We start from the raw sequence: 21,865 nt of genomic DNA, 5'->3' as shown, positions 1-21,865 counted from the left end.
GACAGGCTGGAGGGGTGTCGACAGGAGGCGGGATGGAACCACTCGAGGTCGAGACCGAACAACGGGACAACGCGGTGATCCTCCGGGTCGCCGGCGAGGTCGACTCCTACACCGCGCCGGTGCTGCAAGAGCACCTGGCCGCGGCGTTCAGCGAGGCGGCGAGACACAAATACGCGGTCGTGCTGGACATGACCGGCGTCTCCTTCCTCGCGTCGACCGGCCTTTCCGCGCTCGTCGAGTACCACACGCGCGGCGAGGACCAGGGCATCGCGCTGCGGATCGTCGCACCGGCGGGAAGCGTTCTGCGCGCGCTGCGGGCGACCATGCTGAACGACCTGCTCGAACTGCACGCCACCCTGCCCGAGGCGCTGGCCGCGGGCTGAGCCGGACGGGCTGGGTCAGGCGGGCGGTGCCAGCACGACCGCCGAGTTGTGGCCGCCCATGCCGAGCGACGACTTGATCGTGACGCCGTCGCCGAGCGGTGTGGGCCCGTCCAGCAGTCGCGGGTGTCCGGGTGCGACGACCGGTGGCGCCGGGATCACCCCGCGGTCGTAGGCCATCGCGGTCACCGCGACCTCGATGGCCGACGCCGCGCCCTGGCAGTGCCCGGTCAGCGGTTTCACCGAGTAGATCCCGGTCTCCGGCGCGAACAGCTGTTCCAGCACGGCTGCCTCGGCGGCGTCGCACTGCGCGGTGCCGGGGCCGTGCGCGTTGAGGTAACGCACGTCGGACGCGCTCACGGCGGCGTTGTCCAGCGCGTCGGTGAAGCACGCGGTGATCTGGTCGAGGCGCGGGTCGATCGACGTCACGTGGTACGCGTCGTGCGACATCGCGCCGCCGAGCGCGAGGGCGTACGGACGTGTCGCGCGGCGTGAGAGGACGAACGCCACCGAGGCCTCGCCCATCACGAATCCCCTGCTGCCCACCTGGAACGGGCGGCAGGCGTCGAGCGGCTCGGCGTCCACGATCGCCACGCCGAGCCGGACGAAGTGGGCCACGTTCTCCGGGGTCAGGGAGAGATCCGTCGCGACGAACACGACATCGTCGACGATTCCCGCGTCCAGCCAGGCTTTCGCGGTGAGCAGACCGGCGTTGCCCGACGCGCACATCGCCGAGACGTTCATCGCCGGACCGTGGAACCCGTACTCCTGCATGAACGTCGACATCGGCGTGGACGGCATCAACGCCAGGTAGTCGTGCACCGAGAGCTTGCCGCCGCGCGTGACGTAGAAGTCGCGCCAAAGGTCCACTTCGCCCAGCACCACGGCGTGCAGCAGGCCCACCCGGCGGCCGGGCCGCCAACCGCGGGTGCCCGCGTCCTCGATGGCCTCCCGGGCGGCGGCACGCATGGCCCGCGCGAACCTGCTCGGCCCGTCCACCGGGTCACCGCCCTCGCCGACCCGCGCCGCCCAGACGGTGTCACCGGGGAAACGGCCCAGCTCGGGAACGATGACGGCGGCGGGTTTGCCGCTCACCAGTCCTTCCCAGAACGACTCACGGTTCCACCCGTAAGCGCTGACGACGCCGATTCCGCAGATGCCCACACCCCGCGCGACCATGTCCAGTTTCCCCCATACCGAGGGCCGATACCTCTGTCGCAAGGATAACGGTGTAAACCATCTGGCTGCGAGAAACCCATTGGTGCACAATGGATTTCGTGAGTGAACCCTGATCAACGCGCGGTATGGGCGACCGGCTATAACGGCACACCATGTTCACGCCAGGCGGATGCGGTGGCGGCCGGGTCTGTAGTAGGACTTCACGATGGCAACGCCACCGCACATCCGAGACGTCGGATCTGGGAGCCAAGACGTGAGCGGGCTGATCGGCGACGCCGAGTTCGACCACGAGCTGCTGGTCGACCTGGCGCTCTCGGTCGGCGCCGCCGTGGTGTGGTGGCTGGACCTCGGCGCGGACCGGCTCGGCTGGACGCCCGGCCTGGACGCGCTGATCGGCGTGCCCGGCGCGGACACCGGCACCGTGCGCGCCCGGCTGGCCGAGCTGGTCGAACCGCTGACCGTGGCCGCGAAGACGGCGACGGAGTGGCAGGACTTCGAGCTGGAACAGCCGGTCGAAACCCCGGCCGGACCGTGCTGGCTCCAGTTCCGCGCCCGTGTCTCGACCCGCGGAACCACGCGGGCCCTGGTCGGCGTCGCCTCCAACGTGACCGGGCGGCACACCCAGCAGCAGGAGCTGGCGGATCTGGCCGACCGCTACCGGTTGCTGGTGGACCACACACCCGAGGCGATCGTGGTGCACGAGGCGGGCCGGCTCGTGTATGCGAACCCGGCGGCGGTCCGGTTCGTGCGGGCAGCGTCCGACGAGGAGATTCTGGGGCGGCCGATCACGGACTTCGTCCATCCGGACTCGCAGGAGGAGATGCTGCGGCGGATCTCGAAGCTGACCGTGCCGGGGGCGGCGAGCGACCCGGCGGACGCGGTGCTGGTCAGGTTCGACGGCGGCACGACCGAGGTCGAGTCGGTCTCGGTGCGCACGACCTGGGAGGGCAGACCGGCGTTCCAGGTGATCATGCGGGACGTCACCGAGGAGAAGGCCATCGCGGCGCAGCTGCGCCACCAGGCCGCGCTCGCCGAGCACGTCAGCGACGCGCTCATCGGGACCACGCCCGACGGTGTCGTGACCTGCTGGAACCCCAGCGCGGAGACCGTCTACGGCCACCTCGCCGACGACGCGATCGGGCAGCCCATCAGCCACGTGGTGGGGGCACCGCTGGACCCGGTGGCGGTCCTGGAAGCGGGTGGTGTGGTGCACGCGGTGCACCGCAGGGCCGACGGTGAGGCGCTGGCGGTGCGGGTGTCGGCGGCTCGTGCGGACGACGGGTACGTGCTGATCTGCGCGGACGAGACCGCCCGCAAGCGCGCGGAGCACCACTTCACGTCGGTGGTCAACGCCATCGGGGAGGGCGTGCTCGTCGTCGGCGCCACGGGACTCGTCGAGTCCGTCAACCCCGCGGCCGAACGGATCCTCGGCATCCGCGCGCGGGAGGTGATCGGCAAGTCGTCCTCGCTGACCGAGCTGTACGACGAGGCCGGCCGGCCCATCCCGACAACGCACTTCCCGTCGGCCATCACCCGGACGACCGGCAGAGCGCAGCACGGGCGGATCGTCTGCGCGCGCCGGCCGGACGGCCGCCGCGTCTGGCTGTCCCTGAGCGCCCGCGCGCTCACCCAGGAGGGCAAGCTGCCGTCGGCGACGGTCGTGTCGTTCACCGACATCACCGAACGCCGCATGATCGACAGCCGGCTGGAGCACGAGGCGACGCACGACGCGCTGACCGGCCTGTGCAACCGCACGGTGACCATCAACCGGCTCAGCCCGGCAGCCCGGGCACACCGATCCGGGCTCACCGCGGTGCTGTTCATCGACCTGGACAAGTTCAAGGTCATCAACGACTCCCTCGGCCACAGCACGGGCGACGAGGTGCTGCGGGTCGTCGGCACGCGGCTGAGCCGCAGCGCCCGCCGCGGTGACGTCGTGGGCAGGCTCGGCGGTGACGAGTTCACCGTCATCGCCTACGGGGTGACCGGCGCGGACGAGGTGACCGCGCTCGCGGACCACATCCGCGCCGAGCTCAACAGGCCGATCCCGGTGGACGGGCGGCAGCTGCACGTCGACGCGAGCGTGGGCGTGGTGCTCGCCGAACCGGCCGACTCCCGCGACGGCTCCGACCTGCTCCGCGACGCCGACCTCGCGATGTACCAGGCGAAGACGAGGGGACGCGGGCGCGTCGCGTTCTTCGACGTCGAGCTGCGCGAACGCATCCAGCGCCGCCTGCAGCTGGAACAGGACCTGCGCAGAGCCCCGCTGGGCGACGAGCTGTGGCTCGCCTACCAGCCGATCGTCGACCTCCGCACGGACAGGCGCACGGCCGTCGAGGGCCTGCTGCGCTGGACGCATCCCCGCTACGGCCTCATCTCCCCCGGCGAGTTCATCACGCTCGCCGAGGAGAGCGACCTGATCAACATCATCGGCGCCCACATGCTGCACACCGCCGCCCGCGAGATCGCCGGACTGGCAACGGACCTGCAGCTGACCGTGAACCTGTCGGCACGCCAGCTCGACGACCCGTGGCTCGTGTCCGCGGTCCGGCACGCCACCCACAAGGCGGGGCTGGCCCCGGGCTCGCTGTGCCTGGAGATCACCGAGAGCGCCCTCATGCGCGATCCGGCACTGGCCGCCCGCACCCTCGCGGCGTTGCGCGACCTGGGCGTGCGGCTCGCGATCGACGACTTCGGCACCGGCTACTCCTCGCTCGCCCAGCTGCTCACCCTGCCGCTGGACACGCTCAAGATCGACCGTTCCTTCACGGCGGGGCTGGGCCGGTCCGACGAGGCCGAGGCGATCGTCACGAGCATCATCGCGATGGCCCACGCGGTCGACCTGACCGTGATCGCCGAGGGAGTGGAGCACGGGGAGCAGTTGGAGATCCTGCGCTCGCTCGGGTGCGACCAGGCGCAGGGGTTCCTCCTCGGCAGGCCGGTACCGCTGGCCGAACTGTGAAGTTCCCGGAAAAAGAGCGCGATCGCGATTCGCGTTCGACTGGGGTATCGACACCGTTCGACGACGTTCGACAATGACCGGACACAATGGACTCGACGCTGTGTCCACTTTGCTCCGAACGGGTATGTACGCACCCCACCTCGCCACATAGGGTGATGCTGATCATGCGACTCCGGTCCGGCGAATTCGGGGAAACCGCCGGACGAATTGTCATCGCACTCAATCGTTCGAACGCGCGCGAGGAGCAGTCGTCGAATGAACATCGACACGGCGTTGAAAGAAGCCATGAACATCACCGGCGCGGTGGGCGCCGCGCTCGTCGACTTCGAGAGCGGGATGTCGCTCGGGTCGATCGGCGGCGGTGACCGGCTGGACCTGGAGGTGGCCGCGGCCGGCAACACCGAGGTGGTGCGGGCGAAGCAGCGGGTGGTCTCCGCGCTCAAGCTGAACGACGAGATCGAGGACATCCTGATCACGCTGAACCGCCAGTACCACCTGATCCGCCTGCTGAAGGCGACCAACCGGGGCACCTCGACGTTGTTCCTGTACCTCGTGCTGGACCGCGAACGGTCCAACCTCGCGCTGGCGAGGCACAGCCTCAAGACCATCGAAGCCGACCTGATCGTGTGAACGACATGTCCGCCCAGGCATCAACGGACGCCTGCGCGCTGCCCCTGCGCAAGCGCGGTTCGTCCTTGTCGGCCCGGCTCGCGATGGCGCTGCCGCCGAACGGTGCCGGCAAGAAGACGGTGACCGAGGCACTGCAAGGGATCCACGACCGCATCGACTCCGTCGCGATCAACGGGGTGCTGGTCGCGACGCGGGACGGCGTGGTGCTCAGCGCGCTCACCCGTGACCTCGAGAACGAGAGCGTCGCCGCGATGGCCGCCGCCGCGGCCGGGCTGGGGGCCCAGTTCACCGCGCGGGCCAACGTCGGCGGCTCGCGCGTGGTGTTCTTCGAGGGCGACACCGGTCAGGTGGGGGTGTTCTCAGTCGACGCCGACACGCTGCTCGTGGTGTTCAGCGGGCACAACACCACCATGGGCATGTTCAACGTGGCGGCCAAGCAGGCGCTGGCCTTGCTGCAGCAGGCGATGACCCCACATCAGTGAGGACCGCCGTCAGCTGCTCGATCGCTTGTCCTGCCCCTTGATGGTCAGCAGGGTCAGGACAAGCGCGCCGAGCCACGTCGCGGCTCCGAAAGCCCTCGATCATCGGCGGTCCAGTGCTCAAAACGACCTTCAAGGTCCGGTGATCCGATATCCGCTCGACCTTCTGCGCCGCCTGGAGCCGGCCGAAGTTAGTTCGAGCAGCCGTCGCCGAGCTGCGCGAACCGCGACACGATGGGGCCGTCCTGACCGCGACTTTCCGCGTGTTCTGGAGGCGAGGTCATGCAGAAGATCGTCCTGGTCCTGGTGCTTCTGCTGTCCGGCGCCGGGTCGAGCGCGGCCGCCGAGCCGCGGCCCGACAGCGTGCGAGTGTGGAACGAGCTCGCGTTGGCCGCGGTGCGCGCCACCCGTGCCACCGACGCCGACGCGGCCCGCACCTACGCCATGCTCAACGTGGCCATCTACGACGCGGTCAACGGACTCTCCGGTCCCGCACGCGCCCATGCGCTGATACCCGGTCCTGGCCCGCGCGGCGCCGATCCGCGCGCCGCAGCCGTCGCTGCAGCACACGGCATCCTCGTCGGGCTGGACCCCGCCCGAACCGAGCGCTACGACACGCAGCTGAGCGCCGACCTGGCCGTCCTGCGTCCCGGCCACCAGCGCGATGCCGGCGTGCGCTGGGGAACCGAGGTCGCTCACCGCGTGGTGGCCGCCCGCAGCGACGACGGCTCGGTTCCGGTGCAGAGCGAGCCCGCGGGCTCTGGCCCTGGCGTGTTCCGAGCCGAGTGGTCCGGCGTGCAGTACCGCACCGTCCGCCCGTTCGCCGTCGCCGATCCCGCCGCGTACGTACCGGGTCCGCCGCCCGCCCTGGACAGCCTCGACTACGCCGCCGCCTTCGCCGAAGTCGCGCTCCTCGGTGACGCCTCGATACCCGCCCCCGACAAGCTCGCCACCTTCCAGTACTGGTCCGTGCCCACCGGCACGAGCCAGCCCGCCGGCGAATGGGTCAAGATCGCGCTGACCGTGTCGCACGACCTGTCGTTGCCCGCCTCGGCGCGCCTCCTGGCGTTGCTGACGATGACGCTGGCCGACACCACGATTCCCACTGTCGGCACCAAGTTCACCTACCGCCACTGGCGTCCGGCCACGGCGATCCGCGAGGCCGACACCGACGCGAACCCGTGGACTCAACCGAACCCGGGCTGGAACCCGAGAGCGGGCAGCGTCGGCGGAACACCGGAGTACCCGTCCGGGCACAGCTCCTACAGCGGCGCGGCCGCCACCGTACTGGCCGGGTTCTTCTGCACGGACGACATCCGCTTCACCCACACCACGGACACCGCACCGGGCGGCCAGGCACGCACCTATCCGAGTTTCTCCGCCGCGGCCACCGAGGCCGGCCGGTCACGGGTGTTCGGCGGACAGCACTTCGAGTTCAGCAACCAGGCGGGTCTTGCCATCGGACGCGGCGTCGCAACCGAAGTGCTCGCCACGCATCTGCTGAAACGACACGGACCCACGCACCACGGTCATTGTCCACTGTAGACAGCGTCAGACCGGGCTGAGCGCGGTTCCGCACGACTCCCGCACGGTCAGGGTCGGCCACAGCACCACCCGGTGCACCGGCCGGTCCAGCGGATCCGCCAGCCGGGCCAGCGCGAGCTGCGCGGCCAACGCGCCCAGCCGGTGCTTCTGCGGACGCACGGCCGTCAACGGCGGATCCGACGCGGCCGCCACCTCGTCGTCGTACGACACGACCGCGAGGTCCTCCGGCACCCGGACCCCGCGTTCCCGTGCCCGTTCGAGCAGCCCGATCGCCTCCCGGTCGGCGTGCACCAGCACGGCGTGCACGTCGTTGGCCAGGCACTCGTCGATCACCTGGTCGACCGCGCGAGTCCACTGTGGAGAGCCGTAGGGCGAGACGTCGAGCACGGGAACTCCGTTGAACGGCAGCTCCAACGACGACACCGCGGTCGTCCAGCCGCCGCGGATGACGTCGCTGTGCGGACTCTGCCTGGAGGTCACGAGCCCGATGCGGCGGTGCCCGAGCGTGGCCAGGTGCCGGACGGCGAGGCCGGCGCCGATCGCGTGGTCGGTCACCGCCGCGTCCAGCGCGATCGTCGGCAACTCGGGCGGCGGGAGCCGTTCGACCAGAACGACGGGGACGGACTGCCCGCCGAGCCATCGCAGAAGTTCGACGCCCGCGCGGCCGGTAGTGCTGGGCGCCACCAGCAGGGTCTGCACGCCGCGGTCGAGCAGCTCGTACACCCGGCGTCGGTCCTCGGCGGCGTCGTAGCTGGAGGCGCGCAGCACCAGCCGTCCACCCGCCGCGGCGACGGCCGTCTGCGCGCCCTGAATCACCGCCGGCCAGTAGTACTCGACCGACGGCGCGACCATGCCGACCAGCGGCTGGGTCGGCGCGGGGCCGAGGACGGACTGCGGTCCGCGCGGGAAGGCCTCAGCGTGCTTGGGCATGGTGATCCCGCCATGCACGCGCACGACGAGGCCGCGGTCGGCGAGCGCGGTGACGTCGCGGCGCACCGTCACCGCCGACGCGCCGAGCAGGTCCACCAGTTCCTGCAATCGGACCGTGCCGTGCGTCCGGACGGCACGCAGGATCAGCTCATGGCGCTGAGCAGCCAACTTCTGATTCATCGTTTCGTTTCTGATCGGTTCCGAGCGTTCTCGATCGTTTCGTTGACCGGTGAGTCTGCCACGGGGTGAGGTGTGCCACATCAGTCCAGCAGGAGGGTCAGCAATGGAGCTTTCCCCAGCGCTGCGGACCAGCGGCCTCTCGCGCCGCGGGTTTCTGCGCGCCACCGCCGCACTGGGCGCGGCTGGTCTCGTCGGCGGCTGCACCGCCACCGCCGCACCGCCCGGTGCCACCACCGTCACCATCTGGTCGTGGCTCACGGGCATGGACAAGTACGTCGCCGCGTTCAACGCCGGACAGAAGGACGTCTTCGTCGAACTGCGGGTGATCGCGGCCGGTCTGTCCGGTGGCTATGCCCAGCAGACCAACGCCATCCGGGCGCACAACGCGCCGGACGTCCTGCACGTCGAGTACCAGGGTCTGCCGCAGATCCTGCTCACCGGCGGGCTGCGCGACCTCACGAACGACATGGCCGACCTGGAGAGTCAGTACTCCCCCGCCGCGTGGCGCGGGGTGCGGCCCGACGGCCGGACGTGGGGCGTGCCGATGGACATCGCCCCGATGGTCTTCTACTACCGCAAGGACTTGTTCGACCAGCACGGCATCGCGTTGCCGCGCACGTGGGACGAGTTCCGCACGGCAGCCGCCGCGGTGAAGCAGGCCGACCCGCAGGCGCGCATCTGCTCGTTCCCGCTCAACGACGGCTCGTTCTTCGCCGGAATGTCCTGGCAGGCAGGCGATCCGTGGTGGACGGCACAGGGCGACACCTGGGCCGTCGACATCGCGGGTGAGGTCACGCTGCGCACCGCGTCCTACTGGCAGTCGATGATCTCGGACAACCAGGTGGCCGGGGTCGTCTACGGCTCGCAGGACTGGATCGCCGGAATCCACGACGCCAAGCTGTGGGGCGTGCTCGGCGCGTCGTGGAGCGTCGGCACGCTCAACCGGTCCATCCCGAAGGACACCGGGCGCTGGGCCGTGGCGACCATGCCGACCTGGGACGGCAAGCCGGCCAACGGTGTCCAGGGCGGCACGGCGTGGGGAATCTCCGCGGAGAGCAAGCAGCCGGAGGCCGCCATGAAGTTCCTGCGGTGGCTCAGCACGAACCCCGAGGTGCCGAAGATCGGCAGCGCCTTCAGCACGCCGTTTCCCGCGCACCTGCCCAACCGCGCCGTTGCGCGACAGGCGTACAAGGGCGGCTTCTTCGTCGGCGACCCGGTCTACGACGTGCTCGACGAGGCCGCGAAACGGGTGCCGGACTGGACGTGGGGACCGAACGCGCTGCGCCTGTTCTCCACGATCTCCGACAACTTCGGGCCGGTTCGCGGTGGCGGCACGACGTTGCCCGAGGCTCTGAAGAAGATCCAGCAGCACGCCGTGGCCGACATGCGCGCCAAGGGACTTTCGGTGCGAGAGGGGAAGGCGGCATGAGCGTTCTCGCGCCCGAGCGCACACCGATGAGGGAGGAACGGTCCGCGGAGCCGGCCGTCCGGACCCGCCAGAAGGACTTCGGCGGACTGGTTCTCGCTGTTCCGTTCCTGGTGCTGCTCGTGACGACCGTGCTGGTGCCGGTGCTGTACGCGCTGTACCTCAGCCTGTTCACCGAACGGTTGCGCGGCCTGGGTTTCTCCGGCCCCGAGCACGTGTTCGTGTGGCTGGGCAACTACGTCTCGGTCATCGCGGACAAGGCGTTCCACACGGGACTGGGCAACGTCGCGCTGTTCGCGTTGGTGCACATCCCGAGCATGCTGATCGGCTCGCTGATCCTGGCTCTGCTGCTGGACTCCGCGGTCGTGCGGCTGCGGCAGGTGTGGTCGCTGGCGGTGTTCGTGCCGTACGCGGTGCCGGTGGTGATCGGTGGCCTGATCTGGGCGTACCTCTACAGCCCCACGATCGGCCCGATCAAGAACCTGCTCGGCGTCGACCCGTTGAGCGACTCTGCGCTGCTGCCGTCGGTCGCGAACATCGCGACCTGGCAGTGGGTCGGCTACAACATGATCATCTTCTACACCGCGCTGCAGGCCGTCCCCAAGGAGATCGTCGAGGCCGCACGGGCCGACGGCGCGGGCGGGTTCCGCACGGCGTGGTCGATCAAGATCCCGGTGATCCGGCCGACGATCTTCGTGGCGGTGGTGTTCACCGTCATCGGCTCGTTGCAGCTGTTCACCGAACCCATGGTGCTCAAGGGCTTCACCGGCACGGTGACCAGCACCTGGACGCCGAGCATGTACGTGTACGAGGCCGCGTTCGTGGCCGGTGACAACGGACGCGCCGCGGCGGCGTCGGTGCTGCTCGCGGTGATCTGCGCGCTGCTGTCCGCCGTCGTCATGCGCTTTTCGACGAGGAGGTCGCGGTGAGTGTCGTGGACACCAGGTCCCGCTGGGTTTCCGTCCCCGCGGTGCACCTGATTCTGGTCATCGCCGCGCTGTACAGCCTGCTGCCACTGGTGTGGCTGCTGACGTCGGCGACGAAATCGCTCGGCGACTTCTCCACCACCGGCGCGTTCTCGTTCGGCGAGTGGAACCTGTGGACAAACGTGAAGACGTTGTTCACGCAGGAGAACGGCATCTTCTGGCACTGGCTGCTCAACTCGGTGCTGTACGCGGGAGGTGGAGCGGTCCTCGGCTCGCTCATCTGCGCCGCGTGCGGGTACGCCATCGCCAAGACGAGCTTCCCCGGCCGGCGTCTGCTGTTCGCTCTGACGCTGACCGGCGTGCTCGTGCCGACGACCGTGCTGGCGCTGCCGATGTACCTGCTCGCGTCCGAACTGCGGGTCGTGGACACGTTCTGGGCGGTGTTCATCCCGTTGCTCACCAACCCGTTCGGCGTCTACCTCGCCAGGGTGTACGCCGACGCGTCGGTGCCGGACGAGGTGCTGGAAGCCGCGCGGGTCGACGGGGCGGGCCAGCTGCGGACGTTCTTCACCGTGGCGCTGCCGATGATGCGGCCGGGTGTGGTGACCGTGCTGCTGTTCCAGTTCATCGGCATCTGGAACAACTTCTTCCTGCCGCTGGTCCTGCTCACCGACCCGAAGCTCTTCCCGGTCAGCCTGGGCCTGTTCCAGTGGAGCACCCGGCAGACCCAGTTCCCCCAGTACACGCCGCTGGTGATCACCGGATCGCTGCTCGCGGTGCTGCCGCTGGTGGTGGCGTTCCTGGTGCTCAACCGGCAGTGGCGCAAGGGCCTCGCCGCGGGGAGCGTGAAATGAGCAGGCCCGAGGTGATGCTCGCGATGAGCCCGGACGTCGCCGACCAGCAGTTCGGTCCGCGCGAGCTGGAACGGCTGCGCAGGCTGGCGACACTCGGCACTCCCTTGGTGGCAACCGACTTCACGTCTGCGGCCGTGCGTCGCCGCCTCGCCTCCGTGGAGGTGCTGATCACCTCGTGGGGATGTCCGCCGATCACTTCCGACGTGCTGTCGGCCGCGCCCCGGTTGCGCGCGGCCCTGCACGCGGCGGGCAGCGTGCGGTCGCACGTCGGTGATGAGGTGTTCGACCGCGACATCCTGGTGACGACGGCCGCGCACGTGAACGCCGAACCGGTCGCGCAGTACACCGTGGCGGCGATCCTCTGGACGTTCAAGAAGGTGCCGTTCCTGGCCGCCGACGCCCGCCGGTTCCGCGAGGACTGGGACTACCGCTCGCGCCGCGGCGAGCTGTCCGGCCTGGGCCGCACGATCGTGCTGGTCGGGTTCTCGCGCGTCGGCCAGCGGGTGGTGGAACTGCTGCGCCGCCTCCAGGCAGGCCGGTTGCTCGTGGTCGACCCGGTCGTGGACCCTTCGCTGGTGCGGGCGGCCGGTGCCGAGGTGGTGACACTCGCCGAGGCATTGCCCCAAGCGGACGTGCTGAGCCTGCACGCCCCCGCACTGCCCTCGACCCGTCACCTGATCGGCGCGGCGGAACTGGCCGCGCTCCCCCAGCACGCCACGCTGGTCAACACCGCGCGAGGATCCCTTGTGGACACCGCTGCGCTGGAGGAGGCCTGTGTGCACGGGCATCTGCACGCCGTGCTGGACGTGACCGAACCCGAGCCGCTGCCCGCCTGGTCGCGGCTGTACGACCTGCCGAACGTCACGATCACCCCGCACGTGGCGGGGTCGCTGGGCTCGGAGACGCGGCTGATGGCGGCTGCGGCGCTCGACGAGCTGGAGCGCTACGTGACCGGACAGTCGCCGCTGGAACCGGTGACCAGGCAGGGACTCGCGGTGCAAGCATGACGCTCCCGCCTGACCACCGCCCCACCCCACAGACCCGCCACCGAACGGCCGCACCCGCATGAAGCTCCCACCCGAAGACCGCCGCCTCTCCCCGCGCACCGGCTGGACCCGCGCGCACTGGGAGGCAACCGCCGACCATATGCTCAACGCAGTCAACCGGCACTGGTCCCCGCGGTGCGCCCGGATCGACCTGCCCGGCGAACCGAGCCGCTACGGCCCCGCCTCCGACGGCCTCGAGGGGTTCGCGCGCACGTTCCTGCTCGCCGGATTCCGGGTCGCGGGCGGCGGCGACCCCGCGCTGCTGGAGCGGTACGCGTGGGGGCTGGCCGCGGGCACCGATCCGCACTCCCCGGAGGCCTGGCCGCGGCCGGACGTGCTGGGGCAGGCCAAGGTCGAGGCCGCGTCGATCGCGCTGGTGCTGCAGCTGACGAAGCGGTGGTTGTGGGACCAGCTCGACGACGCCGTCCGGGAAAGGGTCCTCGACTGGCTCGGCACCGTGGTGGGCCAGCCGTACCCGCCGATCAACTGGGTGTGGTTCCGGATCGTCGTCGAGTCGTTCCTGCGCGAGGCCGGCGGCAAGTGGTCGGAAGAGGACATCCAGGAGGATCTGGCGCTGCACGCGTCGTTCCGGCGTGAAGCTGGATGGCTCAGCGACGGCGAGGAACGCGCGTTCGACCACTACACGGGCTGGGCGCTGCACCTGTACCCGGCCCTGTGGACGCACCTGTTCGACGTCCCGGACTCGCTGTGCGCACAAGAGACCCGCCGCACGTGGTCCGCCGACCTCGGCCGATACCTCGAGGACGCGGTGGCGCTGCTCGGCGCCGACGGGTCGCCGCTCATGCAGGGGCGCAGCCTCACCTACCGGTTCGCGGCCGCGGCGCCGTTCTGGGTCGGCGCGATCACCGGGGTGGCCGAGCCCGGACTGGTCCGGCGCGCGGCGTCCGGGGTGTTGCGGCACTTCGTCGACCACGGCGCGCTCGAGCCGGCCGGGCTGCTGACGCTGGGCTGGCACGGCGGCTGGGCCCCGATCCGGCAGGCCTACTCCGGACCCGGCTCGCCCTACTGGGCCGCCAAGGGCATGCTCGGCCTCGCCCTGCCCGCCGACCATCCCGTGTGGACGGACGTGGAACGCCCGCTGCCGGTGGAGACGCGCGACTTCACCCGCGTCATCGCCGCGCCGGGCTGGCTGGTGTCCGGCCGGCGCGCCGACGGCATCGTCATCACGGTCAACCACGGCACCGATCACGCGCTGCCCGGTGACCAACGCGCGGACTCCCCCTTGTACGCGAGGCTGGGTTATTCGACGGCCACGATGCCGGGTGCCACGGACAACTCGGTGGTGCTGCTCGACTCCACGGGTGCGGCGAGCCACCGCGCGGGCTTCGAGACGTTGTTCGCGAAAGAGCTCCCCGGCGGTGTGGTGGCCGGTGCGTCGTACGGAACGGTGCGCTGGGTCGACACCAGTGCGGACGACTCGCCCGACCACGGTTCCGGACGCGAAGGCGAGATCGTCGAGGGGCCGCCGGTGCTCGTCGTCTCCGTCGTGCGCAGCGGGGTGGAGATCCGCCTCGTGCGCGTGGACGGCGACACGGACGCCCGGCTGCGGCTGTCCGGCTGGCCCGTCGCCGCCGACGTCCGGCCGCACACCGAGACCGCGGCACGGCCCGAGGTCGTGGTCTCCACCAGGCACCTGCGTTCCTCGCTGTGCGCACTGCGCGGGTTCGACCAGTCAGGCGTGCACACCGGCACCGGCACGTCACCGCTGGGCAGGTACGTCACGGTGCCGTGGCTGGCCAAGACCGGCCGCGTCCACCGTGGCGAGGTGCTCGCCGCCGCCGTGCGCCTGGACCGGGGCCGCGGCGCCGGCGCGAATCCGTTGCTCACGGGGTGCGCCAACGAGATCGTGCTCAAGTGGAGCGACGGACTGGACACGAGGATCACCCTGCCAACTCCTTAGGAGAAACCATGGTCACCCGCAGGACAGTGTTGTCCGGTGCGGCGGCGGCAATCGCGGCGACAGCCGTCGGCACCCGCGTGAGCGCCGACCAGACGATCGCGATCGACCCCGCCACGAACTACGGCACGTGGGAAGGATGGGGCACGTCGCTCGCCTGGTGGGCCAACGTCTTCGGCGACCGCGACGACTTCGCGGACCTCTGGTTCACCACGAAGACCGTCACCTACAACGGAACCGCGCTCCCCGGACTGGGCATGAACATCGCCCGCTACAACCTCGGCGCGTGCAGCTGGAACAGCGTGGACGGCGAACGCATGGCCGTCTCGCCGAACATCCCGCGCTTCAAGCAGATCGAGACCTTCTGGCAGGACTGGCGCACCACCGACCCGAACTCGTGGCAGTGGGGCGCCGACGCGAAACAACGCGCGTCTGTCGTCAAAGCCACCCAGCGAGGTGTCATCACAGAACTGTTCGCCAACTCGCCCGCGTGGTGGATGTGCATCAACCACAACCCTTCCGGCGCCGCGAACGCGAACAGCAACAACCTGCAGTCGTGGAACTACCGCACCCACGCCTCGTACCTGGCCGAGGTGGCGAGGCAGTTCCGCGACCGGTTCGGCGTCACGTTCCGCACGGTGGACCCGTTCAACGAGCCCGCGTCGAACTACTGGTCCGCCACCGGAAAGCAGGAGGGCTGCCACTTCGACCCGTCCCTGCAACGGACCGTGCTGCAGTACCTGCGCGAGGAGCTGAACAACCGCGGCCTGTCCGGAACGCGCATCTCGGCCTCCGACGAGACGAACTACGACGTGGCGCGCAGCACGTGGAACTCCTTCGACGCCACCACGAAGTCCGTCGTGAACCAGATCAACGTGCACGGCTACCAGGGTTCCGGTGGCCGCCGCGACCTGCTCTACGCCGACGCGAAGGCCGCGGGCAAGGTGCTGTGGAACTCCGAGACCGGCGAGAAGGACGGCACCGGGCTCTCACTGGCCACCAACCTGTGCCTCGACTGGCGCTGGCTGCACCCGACGGCCTGGTGCTACTGGCAGGTGATGGACCCGACGCCGGAGTGGGCGCTGATCGCCTACAACCCGGACACGCTGCAGGCGGGCGCCGTGCAGAAGAAGCTGTACGTGCTGGCGCAGTTCACCCGGCACATCCGGCCGGGCATGCGGATCATCTCCGCGTCCACCGGGAACGCCGCCGTGGCCTACGACCCCGCCGCCCGCAGGCTCGTGCTCGTCGCCGTCAACACCGAGACCTCGACGCAGACGATCACCTTCGACCTGACGAGGTTCGGAACCTTGCCCACCGGCCTCATCACCCGGTGGTCGACCTCGACGACCACCGGTGGTGACAGGTACGCGGAACGCACCGACGTCCGGCTGGACGGCAAGCTGCTGCGGGCCTCGTTCGCGGCGGGTCAGGTGCAGACGTTCCAGCTGGACGGCGTGTCAGCCTGACGTGCTGCTGATGCTGGCCACCAGGTTGATCGTGGTGGCCAGCACGCCCGTGCCGAACAGGTACGACAGCAACGCGTGCTTCAGCACGGTGCGGCGGACGTCCCGAGTGGACAGTGACGTGTCGGAGACCTGGAACGTCATGCCGACGCTGAACGCGACGTACGCGAAGTCGCCGTAGTCCGGGGGTTCCTGCTGGTTGAAGTCGATGCCGCCGTCGACGTCGAAGTAGTAGATCCGGGCATAGCGCAACGTGAAGATCGTGTGCACGACCATCCACGACAGCACCACGGACAACACACCCAGCCCCACGCGCAGCAGCTCCGAACCGCCTGACGTCTGCGCCGCGCGGGCGAGCACGAAACCGACCGACACGAGGCTCGCAGTCGACGCGAGCAGCAGAACGACCTCGGTGGCCGTGCGCGTGGGCTCATTGCGCACGGCGTGCCGCGCGGTCTCCTCGGCGTCCATCGGCCAGATCAGCACCCACACCCAGACCAGGTAGACCAGCGTCGCCACGTCCCAGCCGACGAGCAGCCCGAACTCGGCCTGCCCTGCCAGCGAGACCGCGACGCCGGCGGCGACACCCGCGGCGATCGCCGTGGCGAACTTCGTCCTCGCCAGGACGAAGCCGTCGTCGTCGGAGGGCGGGCGGGCCGGGAGATCAGCTGGCATGAGACAGGAAGGTACGACATGCGGCCTCCCGTGTCGCGCCATGGACGCTCAGCAACCGAAGTCGCTCAACACTCCCGCGTACCTCTTCGGCGGCGGAACAGCGAACTCGTCCCGCTTCCCGGTGCGCAGCCCCATCTCCACCAACGCCTGCACGGTGAGGACGGCGGACTGGACGCCGTCGACCACGGGCACGCCGATGGCCGCCGAGATCGGCTCCGCCCAGTCCGTCATGCCCGCGCACCCGAGCACCACCGCGTCCGCGCCGTCCTCCTCGACGGCACGGGCGCAGGCGGCCGTGACCACGTCCAGCGCGGCGGAGTCGAGCTCCAGCACCGGGATCTCGCAGGCGTGGACGCCCAGGCACAGCCCGCGCATCCCGTACCTCCCGGCCAGGTCCCACGCGCGGCCGCGGGTGCGGGACAGGGTCGTCACCACGGTGAAACCCCGCCCCAGGTACGCGGCCGTGCGCATGGCGGCTTCGGCGATGCCGACCACCGGTCCCCGAGCCAGTTCCCGCGCCGCGTCGAGTCCGGGGTCGCCGAAGCACGCGATGACGTAACCGTCCACACCGGACACTTCACCGGAGGCGATCTCCGTCAGCAGTCCCGGCACGCTGAGCGCTTCGTCGTAGTGACTCTCGATCGACGCGGGCCCCATCTCCGGGCTGACCGCGTACACCGAGGTGCCGGGACCCGCGACGGCCTTGGCCGACCGTTGCACCAGCGCGGTCATCTCCGCGCTGGTGTTGGGGTTCACGACCTTGATGATCACTGAGCCCGCCGGGACGCCGCCGAGTACACCGCCAGGGCCACCGCCATGCCGATGAACCAGGTGTACTGCGCGGCACCGCCCAGCGCGGGCACCAGGACGGGAGCCACCGCGACGATCGCGCCGGCGACCGTGGCGGCGATGGCCTTCGGGTTGTAGCCCTTGCGGTAGTGGTAGCGGCCCTCCGGTGACATGGTGAACAGCTCGTCCACCACCACCTTCTGTTTGCGCACCAGGTAGTAGTCCGCGATCAGCACGCCGAACAGCGGGCCGATGAACGCGCCGAGCACCTCGAGCGTGTAGTGGATGACCTCGGGGCTGTTGTAGAGGTTCCACGGCGTGATGAGCACCGACCCGACCGCCGCGATCATGCCGCCCGCGCGCCAGCTGATCCGTTGTGGACTGACGTTGGAGAAGTCGAACGCGGGCGAGATGAAGTTCGCGACGATGTTGATCCCGATCGTCGCCACGCTGAACGTCAGCGCGCCCAGCACGATCGCGAGCGTGCTGTCGACGCGGGCCACCGTCGCGACGGGGTCGGTGATGAGCTCGCCGAACACCGGCAGGGTCAGCGACGTCGTGACGACCACCAGCACCGAGAACACCAGGAAGTTCACCGGCAGGCCGAGCAGGTTGCCCCGCTTGACCGCGGCGAACGAGCGGCCGTAGCGGGAGAAGTCGCCGAAGTTCAGCATCGGGCCGGAGAAGTACGAGACCACGAGGGCGATCGCGCCGAGCATGACGGGGATCGAGGCGAGGCCGGTGTGCTTGACCTCGCCGAGGCTCAGGTCGATCGCGCCCCACCCTGCCCGGTAGATCAGGTAGCCGGTGAGCAGGAACATCACCACGTACACGGCGGGCCCGCAGAAGTCGATGAACCGGCGGATCGTCTCCATGCCCGTCCAGAACACCGCCGCCTGCACGATCCACAGCAGGGCGAACGAGCCCCAGCCGAGCAACGGCAGCCCGAGGAACCCGTACTGCTGCACGTCCGCGTACGGCATCAAGGTGGGGAAGAGCTTGAGCAGCACCACGTTCAGCGCCGCGGACGCGAGATAGGTCTGGATGCCGTACCAGGCCACCGCGATGAGCCCGCGGATGATCGCCGGGACGTTCGCGCCCAGCACGCCGAACGACGCCCGGCAGATCACCGGGTACGGCACACCGGTCACCTGGCTCGGTTTCGCGACCAGGTTGCAGAAGACCTGCACGATGCCGATGCCGACGAGCAGCGCCAGCAGCACCTGCCAGCTGGACAGGCCGAGCATGAACAGGCTGCCCGCGGTCACGTACCCGCCGACACTGTGCACATCGGACATCCAGAACGCGAAGATGTTGTAAGAGCCCCACGTCTGCTTCTTGAGAGGCGCCAGGTCCTCGTTCGTGAGACGGGGGTCGTACTGCGGCTTCGTACCGGTCGCCAGGCGGGAGACTGTATCGGTCATCACCAACTCCTCGTGCCCTCGGATGTGGTGCGAGCAGCCTGATCCCGCCGTGTTACGCCCTCATGACGCGAACCGTATATCTTGCGAGACTCACTCCGAGTCGACGAACAACCCCGTGTGACGGGGCAGCGCTGCGAGTGACGCCCGCAGCCTGCCGTGGTGCTCCCGGGCCGCCGCGAGCAGCCTCTCCACGTCCCGCGCGAGGAACGCCGCGAGCATCTCCCCGTGGTCGCGGTGCATCTCTGCCTTCGCGCCGTCGGACACGTGGGCCATGGGCTGCACCGGTTCCGTGGTGTTCCACGCCGACTCCAGCATCGCCAGCAGCCGATGCATCCCGCACGGCCGGACCAGCGCCAGGTGGAACCGCCTGCTGTCGCGGTGGTAGCCGCGCACGTCGTGTGCCGCGATGGCCTGCCCCAACGCCTCGTGCGTGGCGGTCGCCTCAACGTCGTCCTGCGGCGTCGCCCTCGCCACCGCGGCGGTCAGTGCCGCTACCTCCAGCACCTCCCTGACCACGTACAGCTCGTGCAGCTCGTGGGTCGTCAGCTTGGCGACCCGGTAGCCGAAGTTGGGCTGGTGCTCGACCAGCCCCTCGCCGATCAACGTCTTGAGCGCCTCGCGCACCGGGATCCGGCTCACGCCGAACACCTGCGCGACCTCGTCGAGTGGAATCGCGGTGCCCGGTGGCACGCCGCCGTCGAGCAGGCAGCGGCGCAGCTCGTCGAGGATCGCGGCCTGCGGACCTCCCCGCTGGTCGCTGACCAGCAGGGAGATCAACGCAGAACGTTTCCGCGGACCCGCCACGCCCGCAAGCCTAGGCCACGTTCCAGGCATGGTTCACGCTCTGGCCGACCGCCCCAGGTGGCCGAAGCCGCTGCGCCCGACGCGCGATCCCGCAACCGCCGCCCGGCGCCAAGCAGTTCCCTCTCGTTGAGAGATCTCCTAATCTTCAACCATGCCAATGTGGAAAGCGCTCTCCGTACTCCTGGCAGCAGTCCACCTCACGACGTCCACGCCGGCGATCGCGGCCCCTTCGTCCTGTTCCCGCCCGAACATCCTGTTCTGCGAGGACTTCCAGTCCGTCCCTCTCGGCGGCGCGACCAGCCTGAAGTGGGGTGTCGACACCAGCCACGGCACCCTCACCGTCGAGAAAGCCCCGCGCGGCCAACGGGTTCTGCGTGTCCACACCGAACGCAACGGCCGCGCGTTCCTCCGGGTCGAGGACTTCTCGGCTCCGGGCAACAGCTTCTACGGACGCCTGCGGCTGAAGGTCGACGCGTTCCCGCGCAAGCCCGACTGGGCCCACTACACCCTGATCGAGGCCACCGGTCAGGGTCCCGAGATCGTTCGGCCGCTGGGCGGTCAGTACGTGCCCACCGCGGGTCGTGCGTTCTGGGGTGTCGGCGCCGACGGCGGACCGACCGGCGACTGGACGAACTGGCGCGAGTCGGCACCGTCCCGTGAGGACGTGTGGCAGTGCGTCGAGTGGCGGATGGACGCCACCGACAACCGCGTCGAGCTCTGGTTCGACGGTGTGCCGCAGCCGGATCTCACCGTGTCGACGCGCACCCACGGCGGAAACCCGGTGGACTTCGTGTTCCCGCGCTTCGACACCGTCAAGTTCGGCTGGCAGCTCTACCAGCCGAACGACGGCGCGTACGACCTCTGGATGGACGACATCGCGCTGGCGACCAAGCGGATCGGCTGCTGACCCCTACCCGCAGGCCACCCCGTTCAGCGTCGGCGATCCGAACGGCGGGGTGCCGCCGCCATAGGTCGCGTTGTAGCCGATGGTGACGGTCCCGCCGGTGCCGAGAGAACCGTTCCAGGAGGCGTTCCCGACCTCCACGACGTCACCCCTGTCGTTCCACGTGCCGTTCCAGCCCTGGCTCACGGTCACGCCGGGCGCGGAGAAGGTGAACGTCCAGCCGTTGAGCGGCGCCGCGCGGTTCTCGATGACGATCTCGCCGCCGTAGCCGCCCGACCAGCTGCTCGTCACCTTCTGGGTGGCCCTGCACCCGCCCTGAGCAGGCGGAGTGGTGGTCGTCGTGGTGGTGGTCGTCGTGGTGGTCGTGGTCGTCGGCGGCCTGCCCGCGCTGGCCAGCTCGTACGCCCGCTGCGGCACGAACTGGCCCGCGCCGGCGATGCACCCGTCCGCCTCGCCGGGCGGCTTGACCCACAGGAACGCGGCGATCTGCCCGTCTCCGGTCTGGTCGGTGCTCGGCGTGCCGATGGCCCGCCCGGCCGGGTCGCACCACTCGCTGCCCGCGGGACCGTTGCCGTTGCGGCTGGTGTCGATCACCGCGCGCAGCCGCGAGTCGCCGACCGAGTTCAGCACCGCCTTGGCGAACGCCACCTCGTCGGACGACGAGCGGTAGTTGGACACGTTGGTGGAGATGCCGTCCGCGCTGTTCGAGATGTCCGCCGCCCGCAACCGCGACGCCGCCTCGCCTGGGGCGAGCCAGGCCGAGTGGCCGATGTCGAAGTAGACCTTGGCCTGGCCGGACCCGGCCTTGAGACGCTTGCCCGCGTAGGCGATCGACGCCTGAGTCTCGGCCTGCTGACCGGAGTTCTGGCAGTTCGTCATCAACGGCAGCACGTCCGGCTCCAGCACGATCGCCGCCGGTCGTCCCGCCAGTCCCGCCGCGACCTGGTCGACCCACGCCCGGTACGCGCTGTGGCTGGGCGCGCCGCCGCCGCTCGCCCCGCCGCAGTCGCGGTTCGGGATGTTGTAGACCACCAGGATCGGGACCTTGCCCGCGGACGCCGCCGCGCCCACGAAAGCGTCCACCTCGCTTGCCACCGTGCCGGTGTTGGTGGTGGTGAACCACCTTGCCTGCGGCACGGCCGCGATGCGGTCGCGGATCATCGGCGTGCGCCAGTCACCGGGGTTCTGCGCGACCCACCTGGCCGCGCCGCTGTTCGGGTCGACGTAGAACGGCGACGCAGCCGCCTGTGCACTGCCCAGCACCGCCGCCGCGCCCGTCACGAGCGTGGCCACCGTGATGCCGACGGCAACTCCTTTGTTGCGCATCCTGCCTCCTCATTTCTGGGAG

The 21,865-nt window shown here is 69.9% G+C and carries 19 protein-coding genes; 12 read left to right on the top strand and 7 right to left on the bottom strand.

The features are described from left to right. Nucleotides 1–32 precede the first annotated feature (32 nt). Nucleotides 33–383 carry an STAS domain-containing protein gene (locus ABZ345_RS00930; RefSeq protein ID WP_359841561.1) on the top strand — a complete coding sequence of 117 codons (351 nt, stop codon included), beginning with the start codon at nucleotides 33–35 and terminating at the stop codon, nucleotides 381–383. 15 nt (nucleotides 384–398) lie between these two features. Here the strand turns inward: ABZ345_RS00930 and ABZ345_RS00925 are convergent, their stop codons facing one another. After that, entirely contained in the window at nucleotides 399–1,559 is a 1,161-nt protein-coding gene (locus ABZ345_RS00925) for a beta-ketoacyl synthase N-terminal-like domain-containing protein (protein ID WP_359841559.1), read from the bottom strand. A 205-nt stretch (nucleotides 1,560–1,764) separates the two neighbouring features. Between ABZ345_RS00925 and ABZ345_RS00920 the strand changes: the two genes are divergently transcribed. The 4 genes from ABZ345_RS00920 to ABZ345_RS00905 all read left to right on the top strand — a co-directional run bounded on the left by ABZ345_RS00920 (nucleotide 1,765) and on the right by ABZ345_RS00905 (nucleotide 7,175). After that, entirely contained in the window at nucleotides 1,765–4,521 is a 2,757-nt protein-coding gene (locus ABZ345_RS00920; RefSeq protein WP_359841557.1) for an EAL domain-containing protein, read from the top strand. A 255-nt stretch (nucleotides 4,522–4,776) separates the two neighbouring features. Beyond that, nucleotides 4,777–5,151 (top strand): hypothetical protein, encoded by a 375-nt coding sequence (locus ABZ345_RS00915; RefSeq protein ID WP_359841555.1) that lies wholly within the window; start codon nucleotides 4,777–4,779, stop codon nucleotides 5,149–5,151. 5 nt (nucleotides 5,152–5,156) lie between these two features. Continuing rightward, the gene (locus ABZ345_RS00910; protein ID WP_359841553.1) at nucleotides 5,157–5,633 is read left to right on the top strand and encodes a roadblock/LC7 domain-containing protein; all 477 of its coding nucleotides are present in this window, start codon (nucleotides 5,157–5,159) and stop codon (nucleotides 5,631–5,633) included. A 279-nt stretch (nucleotides 5,634–5,912) separates the two neighbouring features. Continuing rightward, the gene (locus ABZ345_RS00905; RefSeq protein WP_359841551.1) at nucleotides 5,913–7,175 is read left to right on the top strand and encodes a vanadium-dependent haloperoxidase; all 1,263 of its coding nucleotides are present in this window, start codon (nucleotides 5,913–5,915) and stop codon (nucleotides 7,173–7,175) included. 6 nt (nucleotides 7,176–7,181) lie between these two features. On the opposite strand, the gene ABZ345_RS00900 is transcribed toward ABZ345_RS00905, so the two are convergent. Further along, complete coding sequence (locus ABZ345_RS00900) at nucleotides 7,182–8,285, bottom strand: substrate-binding domain-containing protein (RefSeq protein ID WP_359841550.1); 1,104 nt, start codon at nucleotides 8,283–8,285, stop codon at nucleotides 7,182–7,184. Between the two features lie 103 nt (nucleotides 8,286–8,388). Here ABZ345_RS00900 and ABZ345_RS00895 point away from each other — a divergent pair, with 103 nt between their 5' ends. From ABZ345_RS00895 to ABZ345_RS00870, 6 genes are read left to right on the top strand one after another with little or no spacing between them, the layout of a single operon-like run. Further along, complete coding sequence (locus ABZ345_RS00895) at nucleotides 8,389–9,714, top strand: sugar ABC transporter substrate-binding protein (RefSeq protein ID WP_359841548.1); 1,326 nt, start codon at nucleotides 8,389–8,391, stop codon at nucleotides 9,712–9,714. Further along, on the top strand, nucleotides 9,711–10,640 hold the full coding sequence (locus ABZ345_RS00890) for a sugar ABC transporter permease (RefSeq protein ID WP_359841546.1): 930 nt from the start codon (nucleotides 9,711–9,713) through the stop codon (nucleotides 10,638–10,640). Before ABZ345_RS00895 ends, ABZ345_RS00890 begins: the two co-directional genes overlap by 4 nt. Before the next feature lie 41 nt (nucleotides 10,641–10,681). Continuing rightward, entirely contained in the window at nucleotides 10,682–11,491 is an 810-nt protein-coding gene (locus ABZ345_RS00885; RefSeq protein ID WP_359842228.1) for a carbohydrate ABC transporter permease, read from the top strand. Continuing rightward, nucleotides 11,488–12,498, top strand: a complete 1,011-nt coding sequence (locus tag ABZ345_RS00880) for a hydroxyacid dehydrogenase (RefSeq protein WP_359841544.1) — start codon at nucleotides 11,488–11,490, stop codon at nucleotides 12,496–12,498. The genes ABZ345_RS00885 and ABZ345_RS00880 overlap by 4 nt, the downstream gene beginning before the upstream one ends. 58 nt (nucleotides 12,499–12,556) lie before the next feature. After that, nucleotides 12,557–14,458 (top strand): DUF2264 domain-containing protein, encoded by a 1,902-nt coding sequence (locus tag ABZ345_RS00875; RefSeq protein WP_359841542.1) that lies wholly within the window; start codon nucleotides 12,557–12,559, stop codon nucleotides 14,456–14,458. 8 nt (nucleotides 14,459–14,466) lie between these two features. Further along, the gene (locus ABZ345_RS00870) at nucleotides 14,467–15,924 is read left to right on the top strand and encodes a glycoside hydrolase (protein ID WP_359841540.1); all 1,458 of its coding nucleotides are present in this window, start codon (nucleotides 14,467–14,469) and stop codon (nucleotides 15,922–15,924) included. Here the strand turns inward: ABZ345_RS00870 and ABZ345_RS00865 are convergent. The 4 genes from ABZ345_RS00865 to ABZ345_RS00850 form a co-directional block, all read right to left on the bottom strand. Then, nucleotides 15,916–16,596 carry a DUF1345 domain-containing protein gene (locus ABZ345_RS00865; protein WP_359841538.1) on the bottom strand — a complete coding sequence of 227 codons (681 nt, stop codon included), beginning with the start codon at nucleotides 16,594–16,596 and terminating at the stop codon, nucleotides 15,916–15,918. The genes ABZ345_RS00870 and ABZ345_RS00865 overlap by 9 nt on opposite strands. A 48-nt stretch (nucleotides 16,597–16,644) precedes the next feature. Next, a complete protein-coding gene (locus ABZ345_RS00860) occupies nucleotides 16,645–17,352 on the bottom strand; it encodes an aspartate/glutamate racemase family protein (protein ID WP_359841537.1) in 708 nt (235 codons plus the stop codon). Between the two features lie 11 nt (nucleotides 17,353–17,363). Then, entirely contained in the window at nucleotides 17,364–18,809 is a 1,446-nt protein-coding gene (locus ABZ345_RS00855; RefSeq protein ID WP_359841536.1) for an NCS1 family nucleobase:cation symporter-1, read from the bottom strand. A gap of 90 nt (nucleotides 18,810–18,899) precedes the next feature. After that, entirely contained in the window at nucleotides 18,900–19,613 is a 714-nt protein-coding gene (locus tag ABZ345_RS00850) for a GntR family transcriptional regulator (RefSeq protein WP_359841534.1), read from the bottom strand. Between the two features lie 151 nt (nucleotides 19,614–19,764). Here ABZ345_RS00850 and ABZ345_RS00845 point away from each other — a divergent pair, with 151 nt between their 5' ends. Then, entirely contained in the window at nucleotides 19,765–20,520 is a 756-nt protein-coding gene (locus ABZ345_RS00845) for a hypothetical protein (protein WP_359841532.1), read from the top strand. Between the two features lie 3 nt (nucleotides 20,521–20,523). On the opposite strand, the gene ABZ345_RS00840 is transcribed toward ABZ345_RS00845, so the two are convergent. Further along, complete coding sequence (locus ABZ345_RS00840; protein WP_359841530.1) at nucleotides 20,524–21,843, bottom strand: glycoside hydrolase family 6 protein; 1,320 nt, start codon at nucleotides 21,841–21,843, stop codon at nucleotides 20,524–20,526. Nucleotides 21,844–21,865 lie beyond the last annotated feature (22 nt).

This window comes from Lentzea sp. NPDC005914 (assembly GCF_040629405.1).
GTDB lineage: Bacteria > Actinomycetota > Actinomycetes > Mycobacteriales > Pseudonocardiaceae > Lentzea.
The sequence above is the reverse complement of the archived record's forward strand: the minus strand, read 5'-3'. Positions and strand labels throughout refer to the sequence as shown.